At 68.5% G+C, this 20,408-nt stretch carries 20 protein-coding genes; 13 read left to right on the forward strand and 7 right to left on the reverse strand.

From position 1 onward, the window contains the following. Positions 1-27 precede the first annotated feature (27 nt). Genes ACZ5V4_RS14900 through ACZ5V4_RS14915 form a run of 4 tightly spaced genes read left to right on the forward strand, consistent with a single transcriptional unit; the run spans position 28 to position 2,840 of the window. Positions 28-681: a CBS domain-containing protein gene (locus ACZ5V4_RS14900; protein ID WP_464315656.1), complete on the forward strand. Its 654-nt coding sequence runs from the start codon at positions 28-30 to the stop codon at positions 679-681. 5 nt (positions 682-686) lie between these two features. Then, entirely contained in the window at positions 687-1,151 is a 465-nt protein-coding gene (locus ACZ5V4_RS14905) for a hypothetical protein (RefSeq protein ID WP_464315657.1), read from the forward strand. 3 nt (positions 1,152-1,154) lie between these two features. Further along, positions 1,155-1,739, forward strand: coding sequence for a hypothetical protein (locus ACZ5V4_RS14910; RefSeq protein WP_464315658.1), 585 nt, complete (start codon positions 1,155-1,157; stop codon positions 1,737-1,739). Beyond that, positions 1,740-2,840: a DUF1786 domain-containing protein gene (locus ACZ5V4_RS14915; RefSeq protein WP_464315659.1), complete on the forward strand. Its 1,101-nt coding sequence runs from the start codon at positions 1,740-1,742 to the stop codon at positions 2,838-2,840. Positions 2,841-3,157: 317 nt separating this feature from the next. On the opposite strand, the gene ACZ5V4_RS14920 is transcribed toward ACZ5V4_RS14915, so the two are convergent. Genes ACZ5V4_RS14920 through ACZ5V4_RS14930 form a run of 3 tightly spaced genes read right to left on the reverse strand, consistent with a single transcriptional unit; the run spans position 3,158 to position 6,420 of the window. Beyond that, positions 3,158-3,529, reverse strand: a complete 372-nt coding sequence (locus tag ACZ5V4_RS14920) for a hypothetical protein (RefSeq protein WP_464315660.1) — start codon at positions 3,527-3,529, stop codon at positions 3,158-3,160. Between the two features lie 13 nt (positions 3,530-3,542). Beyond that, entirely contained in the window at positions 3,543-5,843 is a 2,301-nt protein-coding gene (locus tag ACZ5V4_RS14925; protein ID WP_464315661.1) for a penicillin-binding protein 1A, read from the reverse strand. Further along, positions 5,836-6,420 carry a zinc/iron-chelating domain-containing protein gene (locus tag ACZ5V4_RS14930; protein ID WP_464315662.1) on the reverse strand — a complete coding sequence of 195 codons (585 nt, stop codon included), beginning with the start codon at positions 6,418-6,420 and terminating at the stop codon, positions 5,836-5,838. The genes ACZ5V4_RS14925 and ACZ5V4_RS14930 overlap by 8 nt, the downstream gene beginning before the upstream one ends. Positions 6,421-6,902: 482 nt before the next feature. On the opposite strand from ACZ5V4_RS14930, the gene ACZ5V4_RS14935 reads away from it, so the two are divergent. Together ACZ5V4_RS14935 and ACZ5V4_RS14940 are read left to right on the forward strand one after the other, a co-directional pair. Further along, entirely contained in the window at positions 6,903-7,262 is a 360-nt protein-coding gene (locus ACZ5V4_RS14935; protein ID WP_464315663.1) for an iron-sulfur cluster assembly scaffold protein, read from the forward strand. A gap of 64 nt (positions 7,263-7,326) precedes the next feature. Continuing rightward, positions 7,327-7,749 carry a hypothetical protein gene (locus tag ACZ5V4_RS14940; protein WP_464315664.1) on the forward strand — a complete coding sequence of 141 codons (423 nt, stop codon included), beginning with the start codon at positions 7,327-7,329 and terminating at the stop codon, positions 7,747-7,749. Here the strand turns inward: ACZ5V4_RS14940 and ppnP are convergent, their stop codons facing one another. Together ppnP and ACZ5V4_RS14950 are read right to left on the reverse strand one after the other, a co-directional pair. After that, positions 7,750-8,073 (reverse strand): pyrimidine/purine nucleoside phosphorylase, encoded by a 324-nt coding sequence (ppnP, locus tag ACZ5V4_RS14945; protein ID WP_464315665.1) that lies wholly within the window; start codon positions 8,071-8,073, stop codon positions 7,750-7,752. A gap of 25 nt (positions 8,074-8,098) precedes the next feature. Beyond that, the gene (locus ACZ5V4_RS14950) at positions 8,099-9,037 is read right to left on the reverse strand and encodes a hypothetical protein (protein ID WP_464315666.1); all 939 of its coding nucleotides are present in this window, start codon (positions 9,035-9,037) and stop codon (positions 8,099-8,101) included. Positions 9,038-9,177: 140 nt separating this feature from the next. Here ACZ5V4_RS14950 and ACZ5V4_RS14955 point away from each other — a divergent pair, with 140 nt between their 5' ends. Further along, positions 9,178-10,710 carry a sigma 54-interacting transcriptional regulator gene (locus ACZ5V4_RS14955; protein ID WP_464315667.1) on the forward strand — a complete coding sequence of 511 codons (1,533 nt, stop codon included), beginning with the start codon at positions 9,178-9,180 and terminating at the stop codon, positions 10,708-10,710. 21 nt (positions 10,711-10,731) lie between these two features. Here the strand turns inward: ACZ5V4_RS14955 and ACZ5V4_RS14960 are convergent, their stop codons facing one another. Both ACZ5V4_RS14960 and ACZ5V4_RS14965 read right to left on the reverse strand, forming a co-directional pair. Then, on the reverse strand, positions 10,732-12,726 hold the full coding sequence (locus ACZ5V4_RS14960) for a putative bifunctional diguanylate cyclase/phosphodiesterase (protein WP_464315668.1): 1,995 nt from the start codon (positions 12,724-12,726) through the stop codon (positions 10,732-10,734). Further along, positions 12,698-13,915 carry an HDOD domain-containing protein gene (locus tag ACZ5V4_RS14965; protein WP_464315669.1) on the reverse strand — a complete coding sequence of 406 codons (1,218 nt, stop codon included), beginning with the start codon at positions 13,913-13,915 and terminating at the stop codon, positions 12,698-12,700. The genes ACZ5V4_RS14960 and ACZ5V4_RS14965 overlap by 29 nt, the downstream gene beginning before the upstream one ends. 152 nt (positions 13,916-14,067) lie before the next feature. Here ACZ5V4_RS14965 and ACZ5V4_RS14970 point away from each other — a divergent pair, with 152 nt between their 5' ends. The 6 genes from ACZ5V4_RS14970 to ACZ5V4_RS14995 are packed head-to-tail and all read left to right on the forward strand — an operon-like array spanning position 14,068 to position 20,269. Continuing rightward, positions 14,068-15,264, forward strand: coding sequence for a glycosyltransferase family protein (locus tag ACZ5V4_RS14970; protein ID WP_464317839.1), 1,197 nt, complete (start codon positions 14,068-14,070; stop codon positions 15,262-15,264). Next, positions 15,261-16,538, forward strand: a complete 1,278-nt coding sequence (locus ACZ5V4_RS14975) for a glycosyltransferase (RefSeq protein ID WP_464315670.1) — start codon at positions 15,261-15,263, stop codon at positions 16,536-16,538. Before ACZ5V4_RS14970 ends, ACZ5V4_RS14975 begins: the two co-directional genes overlap by 4 nt. Before the next feature lie 39 nt (positions 16,539-16,577). Beyond that, positions 16,578-17,681, forward strand: coding sequence for a glycosyltransferase family 4 protein (locus ACZ5V4_RS14980; protein ID WP_464315671.1), 1,104 nt, complete (start codon positions 16,578-16,580; stop codon positions 17,679-17,681). Then, on the forward strand, positions 17,678-18,268 hold the full coding sequence (locus tag ACZ5V4_RS14985) for a histidine phosphatase family protein (RefSeq protein ID WP_464315672.1): 591 nt from the start codon (positions 17,678-17,680) through the stop codon (positions 18,266-18,268). The genes ACZ5V4_RS14980 and ACZ5V4_RS14985 overlap by 4 nt, the downstream gene beginning before the upstream one ends. 22 nt (positions 18,269-18,290) lie before the next feature. Further along, positions 18,291-19,478, forward strand: a complete 1,188-nt coding sequence (locus ACZ5V4_RS14990) for a glycosyltransferase family protein (protein ID WP_464315673.1) — start codon at positions 18,291-18,293, stop codon at positions 19,476-19,478. Beyond that, the gene (locus ACZ5V4_RS14995) at positions 19,475-20,269 is read left to right on the forward strand and encodes a polysaccharide deacetylase family protein (protein ID WP_464315674.1); all 795 of its coding nucleotides are present in this window, start codon (positions 19,475-19,477) and stop codon (positions 20,267-20,269) included. The genes ACZ5V4_RS14990 and ACZ5V4_RS14995 overlap by 4 nt, the downstream gene beginning before the upstream one ends. The last annotated feature ends 139 nt before the right edge of the window (positions 20,270-20,408 follow it).

A 20,408-nucleotide genomic window follows, 5' to 3' on the forward strand; every position in this document is an offset into this window, starting at 1 on the left:
CCACACTTCTGATCCCAGGAGGATCGCATGTACGTCGGCCTGAAGATGCTCAAGGACTTCCACCCCGTTACCCCGAAGACGCCGCTGGCCGAGGCCAAGAAAATCCTCGAAAAGGACGAGTACTGGATGCTCCTGGTCAAGGACGGGGAAAAGCTCGTCGGCTACGTCCGCCACGAGGACCTCACCGCGGCGCTGCCCTCCATGCTCTCCACCCTGGAGCGCCACGAGGCGTTGTACCTCATCTCCAAGCTCACCGTGGAGATGGTCATGCGCAAGGACATCATCACCGTGCCGCCCTCCATGGAGATCGAGCAGGCTGCGCAGATCATGCACGACAAGAACCTCGCGGGCCTCGGCGTGGTGGACGAGGCGGGCAAGCTCATCGGCTACATCAACCGCACCGTGATGCTCGAGGTCCTGGTGGAGGAGATGGGGCTCAAGCTCGGCGGGTCGCGCCTGGTGTTCGAGGTGCAGGACCGCAAGGGCGTGATCCGCGAGGTGGCCGAGGTCATCGCGTCGCTCGGCGTGAGCATCCTCTCCACCAGCACCTTCTTCCACGACGGCAGGCGCATGGTTGTCATCCGCGTGGACGCCGCCGACGACACCGAGGTGCGCAAGGGCCTGGAGGCCAGGGGCTACGCCCTGGAGTCCGCCGGGAACTTCGCCCGCGAATGGAGCTGACAGACATGCGGAAGGCCCTGGCCCTGTTTCTCGCCGTCGCGCTGGCCCTGGCCGCCGCCCTCCCGGCAGCGGCGGCCATGCGCGACGAGCCGCGCGACTTCAGGGGCGTGCCCTTCGGCAAGGAGTTCGTCCCGGACGCGTCCTTCTCCTGCGAGCTGGACTCCGAGGAGGGGCTTCGCTGCAAGCGCCCCGGGGACGACCTGCACTTCATGGGCTCCCCCGTGGCTTCGGTGACGTACCTCTTCATGTACAAGCAGCTCTACACCGTGGACATCGAGATGCGCGGCAAGGCCGGTTTCGACGCCGTTCTGGCGGAACTGGCCAAGAAACACGGCCAGCCCGGGGCCATGCCCGGGGGCATGCTCGCCTTCACGGGGACCCAGGTGGACATCCTGGCCTTCTTCGACCAGGCGCGCGGCACCGGCGAAATAAGCTACGTGTTCAAGAACCTTCCCTGCCCCGTGGAGTAGGCCATGGCGAAAGTCCTGACCATCCTGCGCGACCCCATCCTCTGGCTGGTGGCCGCGCTTTCGCTCTCCGCCGTGTTCGGCGCGGCGTTCATCGGCCCCGGAGGCTCCTTCGGCCCGGACGCCGCGGGCAAGGGCGCGCCCTCGGGCGTGGTCGCCGTGGCCCCGAGCCGCACCGGGGACAAGGCCATCGACGCCGTGGCCAACGGGACCTTCCCCCAGGTGCGCCCGGGCGTGACCCTGGGCCAGGCCATCGCGGGCTACCGCTGGTTCAAGGACAAGCCCAAGTGGATTTCGCGCGGGCAGGGCGTCTCGCCCACCGTTCTGCTCAGCGTGGCCATGGAGCTCCCGGGCGAGGCAGCGAACCTGGGCGCGGGCTCCGACGCGGCCCAGGTGTTCTACGCGGCCGAGTTCGGCTTCACGGGGGACGGCAAGTCCTTCGTGCCGCTCTACAGCGCCGTGGAGGTGCGCGACGCCGCCAACCGCCTGGTCTCGCGCGTGCCCGACCCGGAATTCCTGCTCCTGCGCCGGATCATGACCGGTTCCGATCCCGGGGCCAGCCTCAAGCACGGTGTGAAACGAGGGAAGTAGATGCGCTCGATCCTCTGCCTGGATGTCGGCAGCGGCACCCAGGACGCCCTGTACTGGCTGGCGGACAGGTCCCTGGAGAACTGCCCCAAGTTCGTCATCCCCTCGCCCGCGCGCATGGTGGCCGCGCGCATCAAAGCCCTGACGGCCTCGGGGCGCCCCATCCACCTCTGCGGCGTGAACATGGGCGGCGGCTTCCTGCGCGCCCTGCGCGAGCACGTGGCCGCCGGGCTGGCCGTGTCCGCGCACCCCGAGGCGGCTCTGGCCATCACCGACGACCCGCCCTCGGCCGCGCGCCACGGCGTCACCTTGAGCGAGGACTGCCCGCGCGGGCACGTGCCCGTGCACCTGGCCGACTACGACCCGGGGTTCTGGCAGTCGCTCCTGGCCCAGGCCGGGCTCGAGCCGCCGGACATGGTCCTGGCCTGCGCCCAGGACCACGGCAGCCACCCGGGCCGCTCCAGCCGCCTGGGGCGCTTCGAGCTTTGGGAGCGCTTCCTGGCGGGCTCCACGGGCAGGCTCGAGGATTTGCTCTACGAGGACGTGCCGCCCGAGCTGACCCGGCTGGCCACGCTCAAGCGCTCGACCGGCGGCGGCCCCGTCATGGACACCGGCCCGGCCGCCGCGCTGGGCGTGCTTTTCGACCGCGAGACGCAAGAGCGCATAAACGAGCGCGGGGCGCTCGTGGTGAACATGGGCAACAGCCACGTGCTGGGGCTCCTGGTGCACGGCGGCAAACTGGCGGGAGTGTACGAGCACCATACGGGCATGGTGGACCGCCTGACGCTTGAGACCCAGCTCGCGCGCTTCCGGCGCGGCGAGATGGCCTGCGAGGAGGTCTTCGCCGGGGGAGGGCACGGCTGCACCGTGCGGGACATGCCCTCGGACTTCGCGGAGACCTACGTGATCGGGCCCAGGAGAAGCGAGCTTGCGGGCATGGACGCGCACTTCCCCGCGCCCGGCGGCGACATGATGCTCACAGGGTGCTTCGGGCTGCTCAAGGCCTGGCAGGCGAGGTCCGGCCAGGGCGCTGCCCTGGACCCGGCAGGGCTCCGCCCTGCACCCGCCGGGGGCAGATGCCTGCCCCCGGACCCCGGCGCTTAGCTTCGCGGGCTTCACCGGCAGGCCGAAGGGGCAGGGCGCGGCCGGAGCGCGAGAGATGCCGCCGGGAGCGCGCCCAAGGCGGCGCTTATCCCGGCGGACCGCCGTCGCCGCAAGCGGCGACGAGTTTGATTTATTGAACAATTCGAAGGCCCTTTGCCCCGCGCTCGCGCGGGGCAAAGGGCCTTCGATTATTAAGCCGATGTAGTTCAAGTGGGCGGTGAAGCCCGCGAAGCTACCGCCGGGTGCAGGGGCAGGCACTGCCTCTGCTGGGTCCAGGGCAAGGCCCTGGCGGGTTCCAGGGCGGAGCTCTGTTCGTCTTACGGTTTCTCGAACCTGGCCAGGAAGCGCTCCAGGTCATTGGGCTCGCCGTCCTGGTAGTCGTCGGGGTAGAGCAGGGCGGACATGAAGAAGATGCTCTCCAGGTCCAGGGCCATGTTGGCCCTGCGCGCGAAGTCCTTGAGCCCCTGGCGCAGCTGCGCGGTCACGGGGTCGTCGCCCTTGAGGTAGGGCTCGGCGTGGTCCTGCATGTCGGCCAAAAGCTCGCACTTCTCCATCATCTTGAAGCGGTGGGCCTGTTTGTCCCCTTTTTCGTGCAGGGCCTCGAGGCCCTCGGCCTCCAGCCGGCGGATGTCCCGGGCGGTCTCGCGGATCATGTCCAGGACCTTGGCGATTGCGGGCTGCGTCTGCATCTGGTGCTCCCGATCAGTACATCTGTTTGAGCAGGTCTTCGCCCGTGGCCAGGGGCGCGTTGGGGTCGGAGAAGTTCACGTTGCCCTCGCCGCCGATGATGCCCGCGAAGGCGCTCTTCTCCTGGCCCTCCTTGAAGGGCATGGAAACGCCGTCCACGCTGGCCCAGACGATGCCCTCGGGCTGCTGGAAGTCCTGCGCGGGGTAGGCCTGCTCCACGGCCAGGCGGTATTCGACAAAGGCGGGCAGGGCGGCGGTGCCGCCGGTCTCGCCCTTGCCCATGGGCTGCACCTGGTCGAAGCCCAGGTACACGCCGGTGAGCAGGTAGGGGGTGAAGCCGACGAACCAGGCGTCCTGCTCGTCGTTGGTGGTGCCGGTCTTGCCCGCCACGGGCCTGCCCAGGGCCATGGCCTTGCCCGCGGTGCCCGCGCGCACGACCTCCTTGAGCATGTTGGCCATGATGAAGGCCGTCTGGGGCGACATGGCCTGCCTGTGCTCGGGCTCGGAGGCGAAGAGCTCCTGACCGTCGGGGCCTTCCACCCTGGTCACGAAGCGCGGCTTCACGGTCTCGCCGCCGTTGGCGAAGGCGGTGTAGGCTTGGCAGAGGTTGATCAGGTGCACGGCCCCGGCGCCCAGCGAGATGGGCAGGTAGGGCCCGAGCTCGGACTCGATGCCCATGTCCTTGGCGCGCTGGATCACCTTCTGGATGCCGATCTGCTGGGCCACGCGGATGGTCACCAGGTTGCGCGACTTGGCCAGGGCGGCGCGCAGGGTCATCTCGCCCTGGAAGCCGCCCTCGTAGTTCTCGGGCTTCCAGACCTTGTGGGTGATGGGGTCCTCGTAGACGAAGGGGCTGTCCATGACCCGGGTGCCCGGGGTCATTCCCTCGTCGATGGCCGCCGAGTAGACGATGGGCTTGAAGGCCGAGCCGCACTGGCGCAGGGCCTGGGTGGCGCGGTTGAACTGGCTCTTCTCGAAGGACCAGCCGCCCACGCAGGCCAGCACGGTGCCGGACTTGGGGTCCAGCGAGACCATGGCGCCCTGCACGTCGGGCTCCTGCTGGAGGATGAGGTCCTCCCCGGCCTTGGGCGCGTTCACGGGCTTGTTCTTGGCCTTGGGGTCCTCTGGCAGGCGCGACACCCAGACCACGTCGCCCGCCTTGGGGCCCTTGCCGCGCGTCCAGCCCAGGTACTTGGCGTCCACCAGCCCGGTGTGCCTGCCGTATTTGACCACCAGGCCCTTCTTGTTCGATTCGGCCACCAGGGCCTTGACCCACTGGCCGTTCACGAAATCGTCGGGGCTCGCGTCCTGGGCCAGGAAATCCTTCCACTTGTCCGGCGGCAGGGAGTCGAGCGTGCCCTTCCAGCCCCGGCGCTTGGATGAGGCCACCAGGGCGTTCTTCAGGGCCTTCTCGGCCGCGTCCTGGTGGGTGAGGTCGCAGCCCGTGTAGACCTTGAGCCCGCCGGTGTAGACCATATCCTCGCCGAAGCGGTCCACCAGCCAGCGGCGGACCTCCTCCAGGTAGTACGCGCCCACGCCCCAGGTGGATTCCTCCATGCTCTTGAAGACGAGCTGTTCCCGCACGGCCGCGTCGTGCTCCTGCTGGCTGATCCAGCCGAGCTCCAGCAGGCGGCCCAGGACGTACTTCTGGCGGGTCTTGGCCGCTTCGTAGTCCTTGAGGGGGCTGTAGCGGCTGGGGGCCGGCGGCAGGCCGGCCAGCACGGCGGCCTGGGCCAGGGTGAGCTGGCCCACGTGCACGCCGAAGTAGGTGCGCGCGGCCGCTTCCACGCCGTAGGCGCGCGAGCCCAGGTAGATCTGGTTGAGGTAGATGGTGAGGATCTCGTCCTTGGTCAGGTAGCGCTCCAGGCGGTAGGCCAGGATGGCTTCCTTGATCTTGCGCTTGAGGGTGCGCTCGGGCGTGAGCAGCAGGCGCTTGACCACCTGCTGGGTGATGGTGGACCCGCCCTGCTTGGCCCCGCCGGTCTTCAGGTTCTTCACGAAGGCCCTGAAGATGGCGAAGGGGTCCACGCCCTCGTGCTGGTAGAAGGAGGCGTCCTCGGCGGCCAGGAAGGCCTTGGGCAGAAACGCGGGCATGTCCCCGAGCGAGGCCAAAAAGCGCTTCTCGGCGAACAGGTTGCCCAGCACCTTGCCGTCGTGGGTGTAGACCGTGGAGACCACGGGGGGCTTGTATTCGGTAAGATTCTTGAATCCCGGCAGATCGCTGGCCGCCCAGAAATAGACGCCCACCAGCCCCACGCCCGCGCCGATGATGGTCAGCGCGATGAAGATAGCAAAGAAAAGCAGAAATTTACGCATCGTTTCCCACTCTGGCCGGCTGTTTGCCGGGTTCGTCTCCGCCCTCGCCGGGGGCCAGTCCCCAGGCCATGCGCATACGCCCGTGCAACTCCCGGACCATGGATCGAGTCATGCCCAGAAGCGGCAGCATGCCGCTCACCGCTCGGCCCTCGTCGCACGCGAGGCATCCCTTGGCGTCGAAGGCCGTGACGGCCCCTGCCGATACCCAAAACGGGAACAGACGGCAATAATAGGGTCGGGCTTCCCGAGGGAGGATGCAGCCTTTCTGCCCCAGGAAGGCGCACTCGCCGCTTGGCAGGGTGGCCAGGCGCAGGTGCTCGCCGTGGGGCGGGAAAACGGCCGCCAGCGCGGCCCGGTCGCGCGGGAAGAGCCGCATGATGTTGGTCAGGAAGGCCTTGGAGTTGGGCGCGCCCGTGAGCCCGCACATCCTGGGGCCGTATTCGACAATGCGCTGGCGCTCGAGTTCGGACACGGGGAAGCAGAGGTCCTCCTGGCCCGGGGTCAGGCGGCAGCACGTTGGGTTCAAGCGCGCGCAGCGCGCGCAGACGTTGGCGTCGGTCGAGTTCTCGAGTGTCATGGCTTTTTGAGCGTCCTGTCGCGGCTATTCAATTATGACCGGACGGCGCTGCTGGCAACCGGAAAAGCCCCCCCAGCGAGAATAGCCGAGACGGTTTCGCGTTTCCGGCGGCGTCCGCTTCCGAGCGGGCAGGTCGGGGACGGTGAGTTCAGTGAATCCGCGCTATTATGTTTTTTCTAGCCACGAGTGGGTCCTTGGGGCGCCTGTAATCTTGTGAAAAATTTAGCAATCTCACGCCCATTTCGCGGTCATTTTGGCGGCTGGCGCGGGTTGCCGGGTGATTTTTTCTGTTGACGGGCGCAAGCGAGAGTCGTAATTCGGCCCTCGGCAGTGGTGAGGCAAGTGGCGACGCATTCCGACTGAACCTTTTGGTCTTATTCCATCCTCCAGTCTCTTGCGCCGTCATGGAGCTGCGCTCGCTTTCAGCATGTGCGCGCTCCCTGGCAGCAACCTTTGTTTCCTATATATTAGAGGCTATTGCCATGAAAACGAGCAAGAAGGATCTTTTTGCCGACGTCATTCGTCCTGTCGATAATTGTAACGCAGAGGGTGTACATGGTTGCACCACCTGCAAGAAGGCCATCACCGTGCAGCTTCGCATCGTCGATGAAGTGGTGGTGGACGCGGGCGGCAAGGCCGAAGGCTGCTTCTACAGCCGCCAGTGCCTGGCGGCCCTGATCACCATGGTCAAGGGCAAGTCCGTGTACGAACTCTACCCGATGAGCAACGAGGACCTGCGCCCCAACCTGTCCGTGGTCAAGGACGACTACGACTGCGACGTCTTCACCATCGGCGCTCTCAAGCTCGCCCTGCGGGACTGGGAAAAGAAAATGGCCGCCTAATGCGGCGAACTGCCAAAAAAGGCCGTCCCCAGGGGCGGCCTTTTTTTGTTATGGAGCCCTCGCGATGCCCGTGATCCCAGCCCTCGCCGCGTGGTTCGGCATGCTCGCCCTGGCCGTGGCCTTGGGTGCGGCCCGCGACCTCGCCCTGGCCCCGCTCCTCGGGGACGGCCCGGCTCGGGCGGCCTGCACCGCGCTCCTGTGCGCCGTGTTCTGGGCGGTGATCCGGCGCTTCGTGCGCGTGAGAAACGTGGCCGGGCGCGCCCGCCTGCTGGCGCTGGGCGCGTTCTGGGCCGGGCTGACCGTGTGCTTCGAGTTTTCCATGGGCTGGCTGCGGGGGATGGCCCTTTCGGCCATGCTGGCGGATTACGACGTGTCCGCCGGGCGGCTGTGGGTGCTGGTGCCGCTCACGCTCCTCTTCGGGCCGCTGGCCGCTGGCCGCGAAAAAAGGCGGGACGCCGGGCAGGCGCCCCGCCCGAGGAATGCCTGATCAACCGAAGACGCAGACGTACTGGGCCACGCCGCCTTCCACCACCATCTCGAAGGAGGTGTTGGCGGGCACGTTGAAGGCCTGGCCCGGCCCGTAAACGCCCCATTCGTCCTCCCCGTCCACCTTGGCGCGCACGCTTCCGGCCGTGATCTCCATGATCTCGGGGTCGCCCGTGGTGAAGGTGTAGCTCCCCGGCTGGCATACGCCAAGCGAGCGGCGCTTGCCCGAGGCGTCCCAGATGGAATGGCTGACCACCTTGCCGTCGAAGAAGACGTTGGCCACGGTTTTCGCTTTCACGTTTTCGAAGAATTCTGGTGAGTTCATGTCTCGTCCTTTGGGTTTGCCGGGCCTAGAGGCCGCAGTCGTATCCAATGGGCCCGAGCAAGGCCGTGAGCGGCCTGCCGGTCTTGAACTGGTGCCCGGCCAGGGGGAAGCCCTCGGGCTCGTCCCGGCCGAAGACGATCTTGCCCGGAGGGAATGAAATCCACAAGGGCTGGATGTCCATGAGCCTCTCGTCGCAGAGGTTGGGCGTTCTGGCCGGTTCGAAGAGCCTGGTCCGGCCCCCGGGCAGGGTCACTTCCACGGTGTTGCCGGGCGCGCCGAGCGAGGCCACGGAACCGTCCTCGTTAAAGACCAGGGAGTTGAGGTCCCCGTGCACGCCCAGGGCGTCCGGGTCGAAGGCCTCCAGAGGGCCGAGCCTCGTGGGCACGGCCACGGGCCTGGCCGGTTCCACGGAGCGCAGCTTCCCGGAGCGGTAAAACGACATCCCGATGCGCACGGCCATGCGCCCGGCCGGGGTGTCCGCCTCCACGGTGTCCCCGGGCCAGAGCGTGACGCTCCTGAGCCCGCCGTCCGGGAAGAACTGCACGCCGACAAGCCTGGCCGTGACGGTCCCGGCGGGGGTGTCCACGGTCATGGGCCCGGCCAGGGCGGCCTCCTCCTTTTCGGTCCAGTAGCCCGAGAGCTTGCCGTTCAGGGGGAAGACACGGCGCAGGCTGCCGCAGGGGTAGAAGGTCAGGAGCTCCGCCCGCATGGGGCCCAGGGGGGTGGGCACCTCGGTACGCTCCTCCAGGGCTATGGCGCGCAGGGTCCCATTCGGGTGGAACATCAGCGGCTCCACCTTGGGCCTGCGCATGTCGTCGGTGGAGAACTGGGGCGTGAGCCTGCCGAGTGGCGTGTCCAGGGTGAAGAGCCCTGCCGGGACAAGGCTCGCGAGCGACCCGTCCGGGCCGGTCTCCACGTGCTCGGCCGGGCCCAGGGTTCCGTATTTCGTCTCGAGTGGATTCATGATCGACCTCTCTGGGAGACAATGGTGGCGAATTTGCCGGAATTGTCAATCGTCTCCGGGCTGGAAAGAGGTCGCGCGAAACCCTGCGAAAAGATTGCGTTCCCGTTGAAATGCTTTTGACTTGCGGATAGAAGGCTCACATGGCGCGAAATTCCATCCTCTTCGTGGCGCAGGCACATGCAGTCACGCCCTTCTTCGCAAGACTGAAGGAGACCGGCCTCGAGGTTGGCATCGCGGACAGCCTGTCCGGCGCGCTGGCCTACCTGAAGAAGTCCGCCCCGGCGGTGGTGTTCACCCAGGCCAAGATCGGCGGGGCCTACCAGGCCTCGGCCCTGCTGGAGGCCGCCAGGGACGCCGGGGATTTCCCGCCCGTGGTGGTCTTTTCCGACCGGGGCACGGCCCAGGAGGCCCAGGCCTTCCTGGAGATGGGCGCGCGCGACTACTGGCTGGAGCCGCTTCTCTGGGAGAAGCTCGAGGCCATGCTCCCGGCCCCCGAGGCCCCGCAGGCGCAGGCCGGGCAGGCGCCCCGTGCGGGAGAGGCCGCGCCCGGGGAGCAGGCCTTGCAATCCCCCGCCCCGCCCGCCGCCCAGCAGGCCCCGGAGCAGCGCAGGCAGCCTCAGCAGCAGGGCGTCACGGGCGAGCGCTTCGCCATCATCGGCAGCCATCCGGCGGTGCTGCGCGTGCTGGCCCTGGCCAGGCAGGTGGCCAAGTCCAAGGCCACGGTGCTCATCTCGGGCGAGTCCGGCACGGGCAAGGAGATGTTCGCCCGCTTCCTGCACGCCCACTCCGACCGCGCGGCCAAGCCCTTCGTGGCCTTGAACTGCGCGGCCCTGCCCGAGCACCTTCTCGAGAGCGAACTCTTCGGTCACGAGCGCGGGGCCTTCACAGGGGCCATCGCGCGCAAGCTCGGCAAGTTCGAGCTGGCCAGCGGCGGGACCATCCTGCTGGACGAAATTTCCGAGATGGACCTGGGGCTGCAGGCCAAGCTCCTGCGCGTGCTTCAGGAGGGCGAGTTCGACCGCGTGGGCGGCACCGAGACCGTGAAGGTGGACGTGCGCGTGCTGGCCACCACCAACCGCAGGCTCGAGCAGTACGTGGAGGAGGCCAAGTTCCGCCAGGACCTCTACTACCGCCTGAACGTCATCCCGCTGAAGCTGCCGCCCCTGCGCGAGCGCGGGCAGGACATCCTGGGCCTGGCCTCGTTCTTCGTGGACAAGTTTCGCAAGGCCTACGGGCTTTCGCCCCTGGCCTTCTCCGTGGAGGCGCGCGACTGGCTTCTGGCCTACGACTGGCCGGGCAACGTGCGCGAGCTCCAGAACCTCATGGAGCGCGCCGTGCTGCTGGCAGGAAACGGGCCCATCGAGAAGGCGCACTTCCTGCTGGAGGGCGAGGAGTTCCCCCTGGAGGACGAACCCGCGGTGAGCATGGAGCTGGTCACTGCCGTGGCTGGAGTCGGCGTTGCGGGCGAGCCCGCGCCGGGCGAGGAGGGCGGAGTCGCGCGCATGCCGCAGGGCGTGGTGCCCCTGGAGGTGCTGGAGCGGGAGATGATATTGAGAAGCCTGGACCAGACTTCGGGCAACCGCACCCAGGCCGCGCAGCTGCTCGGCATCTCCGTGCGTACCTTGCGCAACAAGTTGAACGAATACCGCCAGCTGGGCATGGAAGTGCCCTGAGGCCGCACCGGAAGATTCCCGTCAACCTTGCCCCTGGCCCCCGGGGGCCTTGCCCCCGCCCTTCCCAAGCGCCCCCAGGGCGAACTCCCTGGCCTGGCCCGCCGTGAGCGGCCTGACGAAGCCTTCCCCGGCGTGGAGGCCGCAGGATTCGCCCTCCGGCCGCGCCGGGTCGTCGGGCTGGCCGGAGCCTCCGGCGAGCACGGCCATGTCCAGGGCTTGGGCCATTGACACCAGCGAATCGAGCAGGGCCTTGGAGCGTTCCTCGGACACGTGCGGCAGCTTGGCCGGGTCGATCTTCAGGCTCTCGAAGAGGTCCGGGTGCACGTCCTGGAAGGCGAAGAAGCGCTCGCCGAAATCCCCGGCGCACATCCTGACCCCGGCCTGCTTGAGCGCGTCCAGCTGGGCGGCCATGGCGTCGCCTCCGGCCACCATGGCCTCCTCGGTGATCTCCAGCCGCAGCCGGTCGCCGGGCAGCCCGGCGTTGTCCAGGGCCTTCTTCACCGCGTCGAAGAGCCCGGTCTGCGGCGGGCTCTTGAGGTTGAGCCTCACCGACATCACCAACCCGTCCGGCCCGCCGTTGCGTTTCCAGCCCCCGGCGACCTCCAGGGCCTTGGCCAGGGTGGAGAGCCACAGCGGCCAGGCCAGGCCCTCGCGCGCGGCCAACTGCATGAGCTCCTCCCCGGCGAGGGTGCCCTTCTGCCTGGACTGCCAGGACGGGGTGGCCTCGAACCCGGTGAGCGAGCACGCGCCGGGCGAGTGCACCGGCAGGAAAAGCACGCTCGTGCGGCCCGTGTCCACGGCGCGGCGCAGGTCGGAGAGCAGCGAGGCCTGGGACTTGACCATGCCGCTCATCTTGGCGCTGAACACCTTGATGCGGTTGCGGCCCGCCTCCTTGGCCAGGTGCATGGCCGTGTTGGCCTGCTTGAGCAGCCTGTCCGGGGTGGCCTGGCGCACAGGGCCGTAGGCCAGGCCGAAGCTGCCCGTGACCGCCACCAGGTGCCCGTCGATGTCCAGGGGCGCGGCCAGGGCCTGGCGCACGCGCTTGACCACGCGGATGGCCTCGCCCGGCACGACGATCTCCTCCAGGAAGATCAGGAATTCGTCTCCGCCGAAGCGGGCCACGGTGTCGTGCTGGCGCACGGACTCCACGATGCGCTCGCCCACCTTGACCAGGAGCTTGTCGCCCGCGTCGTGGCCCAGGGTGTCGTTGATGAGCTTGAACTTGTCCAGGTCCATGAAGGCCAGGGCGTAGTAGACTCCCTCGCGGCGGTGCGAGCGCCTGATGGCCTGCTGGATGCGGTCGTGGATCAGGGTGCGGTTGGGCAGGCCCGTGAGCGCGTCGTGCAGGGCTTGGTGCTTGAGGGCCTCCTCCACCTTGCGGCGGCGCTCGATCTCGCGCTTGAGCGAGCGTTGGGAGTCCTCCAGGTCGCGCACCTTGGACTTGAGGTCGTCGTTGGCCTGGCGCAGCAGGCCGTAGAGTTCGAGCCCTTCCAGCAGCGAGGCGCAGCCGCGCAGCACGATGGTCAGGAGCGTGAGGGAGGTGTCGGTGATGCTCTTGATGTCCTGGCCCAGCAGCCCAAGGAAGATGCCCCTGATGCGCGGGGCCGTGGCCATGGAGTGCAGGAGCATCTGGTCGTCGCCGACCCCGGAGGAGGTGAACACCGGGCGCTTGCGCTGCAGGGCCCAGGCGGCCGAGCCGCTCTCCACCAGGAGGCGCATCTCCTCCTCCATGGCCCGGGCCTTGGAGGGCGGGGTGCAGCGGGCCAGGTAGAAGTCTCCCCCGGGCTCGCGCACCAAAAAGAAGGCCATGGCCTTGAACTTGAGGAGCTTGCGCAGCCGCGCGGCGGTCTCGTCCAGGATCTGCTTGACCGTGCCCAGCGGCTTCACGCCCTCGGGGACGCCAAGCGACGCGGCCATCTCCAGGGACTCCAGAGTGTGCCGGTAGGCCTCTTCGAGGTAGGCGAGGCGGTCCTTGTGGGCGGACGCCTTAGACTGCTCGGGCTTCGTCGCTTTCATTTCCCGCCAGGAGTATGTGTCCTATGTCTTCCAGTTGCCTCTCGGCCTGGGCCGCCGCGAAGCCCAGGGCGCTGCCGGGGATGTTCAGGTGCTCCCACACCGCAGGGGAGAGCGCCGGGGCCACGCTGGACCCGCTCTGGCCGAAGCCCAGGGCGTGGGTCATGATGTCCGCCAGGTGCACCAGGGCCGCGTCGGGGTGGATGTTGCGCACCCCCGGCTGGTGGTGCTCGCCCACGGCGCGCTCCAGGGCGCTGGGGAACTTCCAGGCCGCCAGCAGCCTGCCGCCCAGCATGGCGTGGTCGAAGGACCACAGGTCGCGTTCGGCCTCGTAGAGCGGCCTGCCGTCGGCGGCCGACTGGGCGATGGCCTGGGCCACGTGCGCCGGGTGGTTCTTGAGCATCACCAGTCTGCCGATGTCATGCAAGAGCCCTGCCACGAAACATCTTTCCTCGTTGGGGTGCCCCGCGTTCACGGCCAGCAGGCGGGCCAGCACGCCGCAGGCCAGGCTGTGGCGCCAGAAGGAGCGCATGTCGAGGATTTCCCGGGGGATGGAGCCGAACACGCTGATGAGCGAGACGCCCAGGGCCAGGTTGGTCAGGCGGCTCGCGCCCACCACGGTCACGGCGCGGGAAATTGTTTCCACCGGTTCGGGGAAACCGTAGAGGGCGGAGTTGACCAGCTTGAGGAGTTTGGCGGCGAGGGAGGTGTCCTTGCCGATGATTTCGGCCACGTAGGCGAAGGAGACGTTGGGGTTTTTCAGCGAGTCCAGAACCTGGGCCACGATGTGCGGCAGGGTGGCCAGCTTCACGGACCCGCCGGAGAGGCGCGTGAGGTCCGGCCTCTTCTTGGGTTCGCCCGTCTTGGCGGCCAGGGGCGAGGGCTCGGCGGGCAGCGGGCCGCCGCCCTGGACCAGGTGGATGAAGGTCACGCGCTTGAGCTCGCGCACGGCCGGGTGGTTCGGGTCGGAGAGGCGCAGGCGGTGGCAGGTGATCTCCCAGGCCGAACGGGCGAGCGAGGGATCGAGGCCCTTGATGCGCTCGCGGTCGAGGCCCTCCTGGTCGTACCCTTCGATGAGGGTTTCGGTGACTCCCCAGAACTTGAGCGTCTGGATGGAGAGCTCGTCCAGGGTGAGTCCCTTGGAGAAAAGAAGCCTGCCCTGGAGGCTGCGCACGTCGGATGACAGCACCATGCCCGGGCTGAGGTCTTCAATGTAGACCGTGCCCATACTCCTCCGGAAATGCTCGAATTTCAACGAACCCTACGGTACGGCAATACCCGAGCCTTTCCACTCTGGCAAGCCGGGGATTTTCAGGCGGGGAAAATTGGGATATGCCCCGCGCCATGGCCGCGCCCTCCACGTACAACATCCTGATGTATTCGCATGACACCTACGGCCTGGGGCATATCCGCCGCACCATGGCCATAGCCCAGCACCTGCGCGGACAGGGGGTGAACGTCCTCATCCTCACGGGCTCGCCCCTGGTGGGGCGGTTCGATTTCCCGGACGGCGTGGACTTCGTGCGCATCCCGGGCATGATCAAGAAGACCAACGAGGAGTACCTGCCGCTCTCGATCCGCCTGAGCGCCCGGCACGCCCTGAACATCCGCCGCAACATCATCGTGGCCACGGCCAAGGCCTTCCAGCCGCACCTGTTCATCGTGGACAAGGCCCCGCTGGGGCTCAAGCGCGAGGTCCTGCCCACGCTCAAGTGGATCAGGAGGCGCATGCCCCAGTGCCGCACCATCCTCGGGCTGCGCGACATCATGGACGACGCGGACTCCACCCGCAAGGAGTGGCGCGAGAAGGGAATCTACGACGTTCTGGAACATTACTATTCGGAAATCTGGGTGTACGGGAACCGCGAGTACTACGATTCCATCGCCGAATACGACATTCCGCCCCAGGTCAGCGAGAAGATGGTCTTCACCGGCTACATCCCGAGGACCCTGCCGAAGCGGGGCAAGGTGGCCGAGATGCGCGAGGAGGAGAGCCTCAACCAGAAGGAGCGCCTCGTGCTCGTGACCACGGGCGGCGGCGGCGACGGCTACCCGCTCATGGACGCCTACCTGACCATGCTCGAGAACATGGAGCGCCCGCCGTTCCGCTCCATCCTGGTCTCGGGCCCGTTCATGCCCAAGCACATGCGCGAGGACGTGCACAAGCGCGCGGCCAAGGTGAAGGCCAGGTTCCACCACTTCCACCGGCGCATGGAGGCGCTCATGGGCCTGGCCGACGTGGTGGTCTCCATGGGCGGCTACAACACCACCTGCGAGATCCTCTCCCTGGGCAAGCCCTCCCTGGTGGTGCCGCGCGAGGAGCCAAGGCTCGAGCAGCGCATCCGCGCCGAGGTGTTCAAGGGCCACGGGCTGATCGAGTACCTGCCCTGGTCCGAGCTTTCGCCCGGGACGCTCGGGGAGAAGGTCACGGCGTTGATAAGCGACCCGCGCGCCTGCTGCCGGGGCATCTCCGGCTTCCGCTTCACCGGGCTCGAAGTGATAAGCTCTCGCCTCGCCGAATTCAGGGGTATCGACCAATGACCAATCCCGCAGCGGGGCGGCCCGGCCAAGAGGGCGCGCCCCGGGTCCTGGGCATGATCCTCAAGGGCTACCCGCGCATCTCCGAGACGTTCATCTCCAACGAGATCGCGCTCCTGGAGGAGCAGGGCTTCACCATCCGCATTTTGTCCATGCGCCACCCGCGCGAGGACTTCACCCACGAGTCGGTCAAGCGCATCAAGGCCCGCGTGGACTATCTGCCCGAGACGATACAGGGCAACGTGGGCAGGCTCCTCACGGCCAACCTGGCCTGCCTGGCCAAAAGCCCCGCGCGCTACCTCAAGGGGCTGGGCGTGATGCTTCGCAGGCTGGCCCAAACGCGCAAGGCGGCCACGGCCAAGCACCTGCTCCAGGCCGGGTATCTGGCCGCGCGCGTGCTGCCGGGGTCGGGGGTCACGCACCTGCACGCGCACTTCGCGCATTCGCCCGCGTCCGTGGCCGCCTACGCGAGCATCCTCACCGGGCTGCCCTTCAGCTTCACGGCCCACGCCAAGGACATCTACACCCAGGACCCGCAACGGCTGCGCGAGAAGATGGCCACGGCGCGCTTCGTGGCCACCTGCACCGGCTACAACAAGGAGCACCTGGAGAAGCTCGGCACGGGCGGCACCACGGTGCACCGCGTCTACCACGGCATCGACACCGCGCTCTTCGATCCGGGCGAGCCGCGCATCCACGCCGGGTCGCCCTACGAAATACTCACCGTGGCCAGGCTCACGGCCAAGAAGGGGCTGCCCACGGTGTTTCGCGCCCTGGCCCGCCTCGCCGGGGAAGGCCTGGACTTCCGCTTCACCCTGGTGGGCTCGGGCGAGGACCGCGAGAAGCTTCAGGCGCTCGCCCGGGAACTCGGCATCGGGGAGCGCGTCAAGTGGCTGGGCACCAAGCCCCACGAGGTGGTGGTGGAACTCCTGCGCGGCGCGGACCTGTTCCTGCTCGGCTGCGAGGTCAGCGGCAACGGCGACCGCGACGGCATCCCCAACGTGCTCGTGGAGGCCATGGCCATGGGCGTGCCCGTGGCCTGCACGGCGGTCTCGGCCATCCCGGAGCTCATCGAAAGCGGCGAGCACGGCCTGCTGGTGCCCCCCCGGGACCCCGACGCCCTGGCCCAGGCCGCCAGGCGGCTCCTGGAGGACGGTGAGCTTCGCGCCGTGGTGATCCCGGCGGCCAGGCAGCGGGTGCTTGATCACTTCGACAACAGAAAGCTCGTGGGCGAGCTGGCCTCGGTCTTTGGCGCCCACATGAACCATGCACGCTGACCGCTCCCGCCGCGCGTGCTCCCTGACCGGCGGCCCGGCGTGAAGGTCGCCTTCTACGCGCCCTTCAAGCCCCTGGACCATCCCCGGCCCAGCGGCGACCAGACCACGGCCCTGGGGCTCGTGCGGCACCTCGCGTCGCGCGGGCACGAGGTGCGGGTGGCCAGCCGCTTCCGGGCGCGCAACCTGGCCTCGAGGCCCTGGCTGTGGCCCCTGGCGCTCATGGAGGCCCTGCGCGCGGGCAGGACCCGGGCCGACGTGTGGCTCACGCACCACGCCTACTACAAATCGCCGGACGTCATCGGCCCCTGGGCCTCGCGGCGCATGGGCGTGCCCTACGCCATCTTCCAGGGCATCTACTCCACCAAGCGCCGCAAGGACCCGGCCACGCGCCTGGGCTTCGAGCTCAACAAAAGGAGCCTGCTGGCCGCGGACGTGGTCTTCTCCAACCGGCTCCTGGACATGGAGAACCTGCGCAGGCTTTTGCCCCAGGAGCGCCTGCGCTACGTGGCCCCGGGCATCGAGCCGGGGGCCTTCGCGCGCGACGCCTCCGCCCGCGAGGCCCTGCGCCTGGCCTGGGGAGCGGGGGACAGGCCCGTCATCGTCACGGCGGCCATGTTTCGCGACGACGTGAAGACCCAGGGGCTCGAATACCTGATCACCCGGCTGGGCCTGCTCGCCGAGGACTTCCTGCTCGTGCTCTGCGGCGCGGGCGAGACGCGCGCCCGCCTGGAGGCCCTGGCCGGGAAACACCTGCCGGGCAGACACCGCTTCCTGGGGCAGGTGGCGCGCGACAGGCTCTTCGAGGTGTTCTCCGCCGGGGACGTGTTCGTGTTCCCGGGCATCCGCGAGAGCCTGGGCATGGTCTACCTGGAGGCCCAGGCCACGGGACTGCCTGTTGTGGCCTTCGACAACGGGGGCATCCCCGAGGTGGTGCGCCGGGGCGAGACCGCGCTTCTGACCCCGCCCTTCGACGACGGGGCGTTTCTTGCCGCCGTGCGCTCCCTGCTGGGCGACGCGCCCAGGCGCGAGGCCATGGGCCGCGAGGGCGCGGCTTACGTGCGCGCCTTCCACGACGCGGACGTGAATTTCGGCTCCGTGGAGCGTGAACTGGTCCGTGTGTGCGGGCGGGGAGTGCGCGCATGACCCGCGTCGCGCTCATCCGCCACGCCCAGACCGAATGGAACGTGGCCCGGCGCATCCAGGGCCGCCAGGACTCCCCCCTGACCCCGGCCGGGGAGGAGGCCGCCGGGAACTGGGCCGCGACGCTCGCCCCGTACGAATTTTCCGCCCTCTATTGCAGCCCGCTGGGCAGGGCCGCGCGCACGGCCGAGCTGGTGGGCAGGGGCCTTGGGCTCACCCCCGTGCCCGAGCCCGGACTCGTGGAGCACGAGTTCGGGCAGTGGACCGGCAAGGGCATAGAGGATCTGCGCCTTTCCGGCGCGCTGGCTCCCCAGGAGGCCCTGGGCTGGGCCTTCCGCCCGCCCGGCGGGGAGGACAGGCGCGAGCTCCTGGCGCGCGCCTGGGACGCGCTCACCGCCCTGGCCGCCAGGCACGAGGGGCAGTCCGTGCTGGCCGTGACCCACGAGGGGGTGATCCGGGCCGTGCTCTACGCCATCACCGGCAGGGACTACCTGCCGAGCGAACCCAGGATGCTCGCCCCGCGCGCCCTGCACCTGCTCTCCTGCCAGGGCGGCTGCCTGGCGGTCGAGCGCATCAACCTGACCCTTTGAAGCCTGGCGGGGAGGCCCGGACATGACAGTCGTCTTCTATTGCCAGCACGTGCTGGGGCTCGGGCACCTGATGCGCTCGCTGGCCATCGTGCGCGCGCTCGAAGGCCACCGCGTGGTCTTCGTCACCGGAGGCCCCGAGGTCCCGGTGACGCTGCCGCCGCACGTGGTGCGCGAGCAGCTGCCCCCCCTGGCCATGGACGAGGAGTTTTCGGCCATGCTCGCGGAAGGCGACGTGGAGGCGGTCAAGGCCGCCCGCGCCGCCCGCCTGCGGGAGGTCATGGAGCGCGAACGCCCGGACGTGTTCGTGGTGGAGCTCTACCCCTTCGGGCGCAGGGCCTTCGAGTTCGAGCTCGTGCCGGTGCTTTCGGCCGCGCGCCGGGGCGAGTTCGGGCGGCCCAGGGTGCTGTGCAGCCTGCGCGACATCCTGGTGGAGAAGAAGGACCCGGCCAAGTACCAGGCCCGGGTGCTCACGCGCCTGAACGCGCTCTTCGACGGCCTGCTCGTGCACTCTGACCCTTCGCTCTTCCCCCTGGAGGAGACCTTTCCCGAGGCGTCCGGGATCGCCGTGCCCGTGGCCTACACGGGCTTCGTCACCGAGGCTCCCTCGCCCGGGGCGCGCGAAAAGGTGCGCCGGGAGATGGGCCTGGGGGAGGGCGACAGGCTCGTTGTGGCCAGCGCCGGAGGAGGCAAGGTGGGCTCGGAACTGCTGTTTTCGGCGGTGAAAGCCTATCCCTTCGGCATGGCTGACGATCCGCCGAGGCTCGAGATTTTCACCGGCCCGTTTCTTGACGAGGAGGCCTTCCAGCGGTTACGGGCCGATTCCTCCGCGCACGAGAGGATATTCGTGTCGCGGTTCTCCGGGAACTTCCTGGATATCCTGGCCGCGGCCGATGTGTCGTTGTCCTTGGCCGGGTACAACACCACGATGAACGTGCTGGCCTCGGGCGTACCCGCCCTGGTCTGGCCCTTCGACCAGAACAGGGAGCAGCGCTTCCGCGCCGGGAAGCTGCGTGAAATGGGCCTTCTGGGCCTTCTCGAGGAGGCCGACCTCGACCCGGGAAGGCTCTCCCGGCTCGTGCGCGGGCTTCTGGCGGCCGGGCGTTCCGGCAGGCCCTTGTTTCCTGGCCTGGACGGCGCGCGGCGAACGGCCGCGCTCGTCACGACGTGGCCGTGGCCTCAAAGTTTCAACATTTTCACCGAGCACCCATGATCGTCTCCAACAACGTCTCTCCCGTCTGGCTTGCGCTTCCCGACAACCACCGCGAACGCCTGGCCCGGGCCCTGGACAAGGGCCTGGAGAAGGCCCCCTCGGGGCGCGCCGTGGTCTACTTCCGGGCCGACGACGTGGCCGTGCCCGGCAACGCCTTCACGGCCATGGCCGCCGCCTTCGCTTCGGCGGGCGCGCCCCTGAACATGGCCGTGGTGCCCGCGTGGCTGACCCAGAGCCGCTGGGCCGCGCTCAAGAAGGCCGCCCCGGACGGGGAGCTCTTCTGCTGGTGCCAGCACGGCTGGCGGCACATGAATTTCGAGCCCGAGGGCACGAAGAAGCGCGAGTTCGGCCAGGCACGCCCGGCCCGCGACAAGCGCATGGACCTCTCCAAGGGCTTCAGGAGGCTTCAGGAGATCATGGGCCGGGATTTCACGCCCGTGTTCACCCCTCCTTGGAACCGCTGCGACGGCGAATCCATGGAGGCCATGCCCGCCATCGGCATCAAGGGCCTCTCGCGCACCGTGGGGGCCGGGCCCAACCCGCCCGCCGTCCTGCCGGACTTCCCCGTGCGCATGGACCTGCACACCCGCAAGGAACCCGCACCCGAGGCCTCGCTTACGGCCATGCTCGGCGAGATGGAGGAGGGGCTTTCGAGCGGAAGCCTGGGGATCATGCTGCACCACCAGCGCATGAACCAGGCCGCGCTGGGATTTCTCGCAACGCTCCTGGCCGAGCTTTCCGCCAGGAAGGGCGTGGCCTTCGCGCACTTCGCCGGGCTCCTCAAGGGCTAGAAGTTCCGCATGTTTCCGGGGCCTGAGCCCCGGCCATTTCGGGGGAAGCCTCACGGCCTCCCCGGATGTCGCCCCGCCAGGGTCCAGGCCCAGGCGGGGCTTTTTTTCGTTTCCCCCTTGCATCGCCCTGGCGATGGGG

It is taken from the genome of Fundidesulfovibrio sp. YSD1, assembly GCF_055397115.1.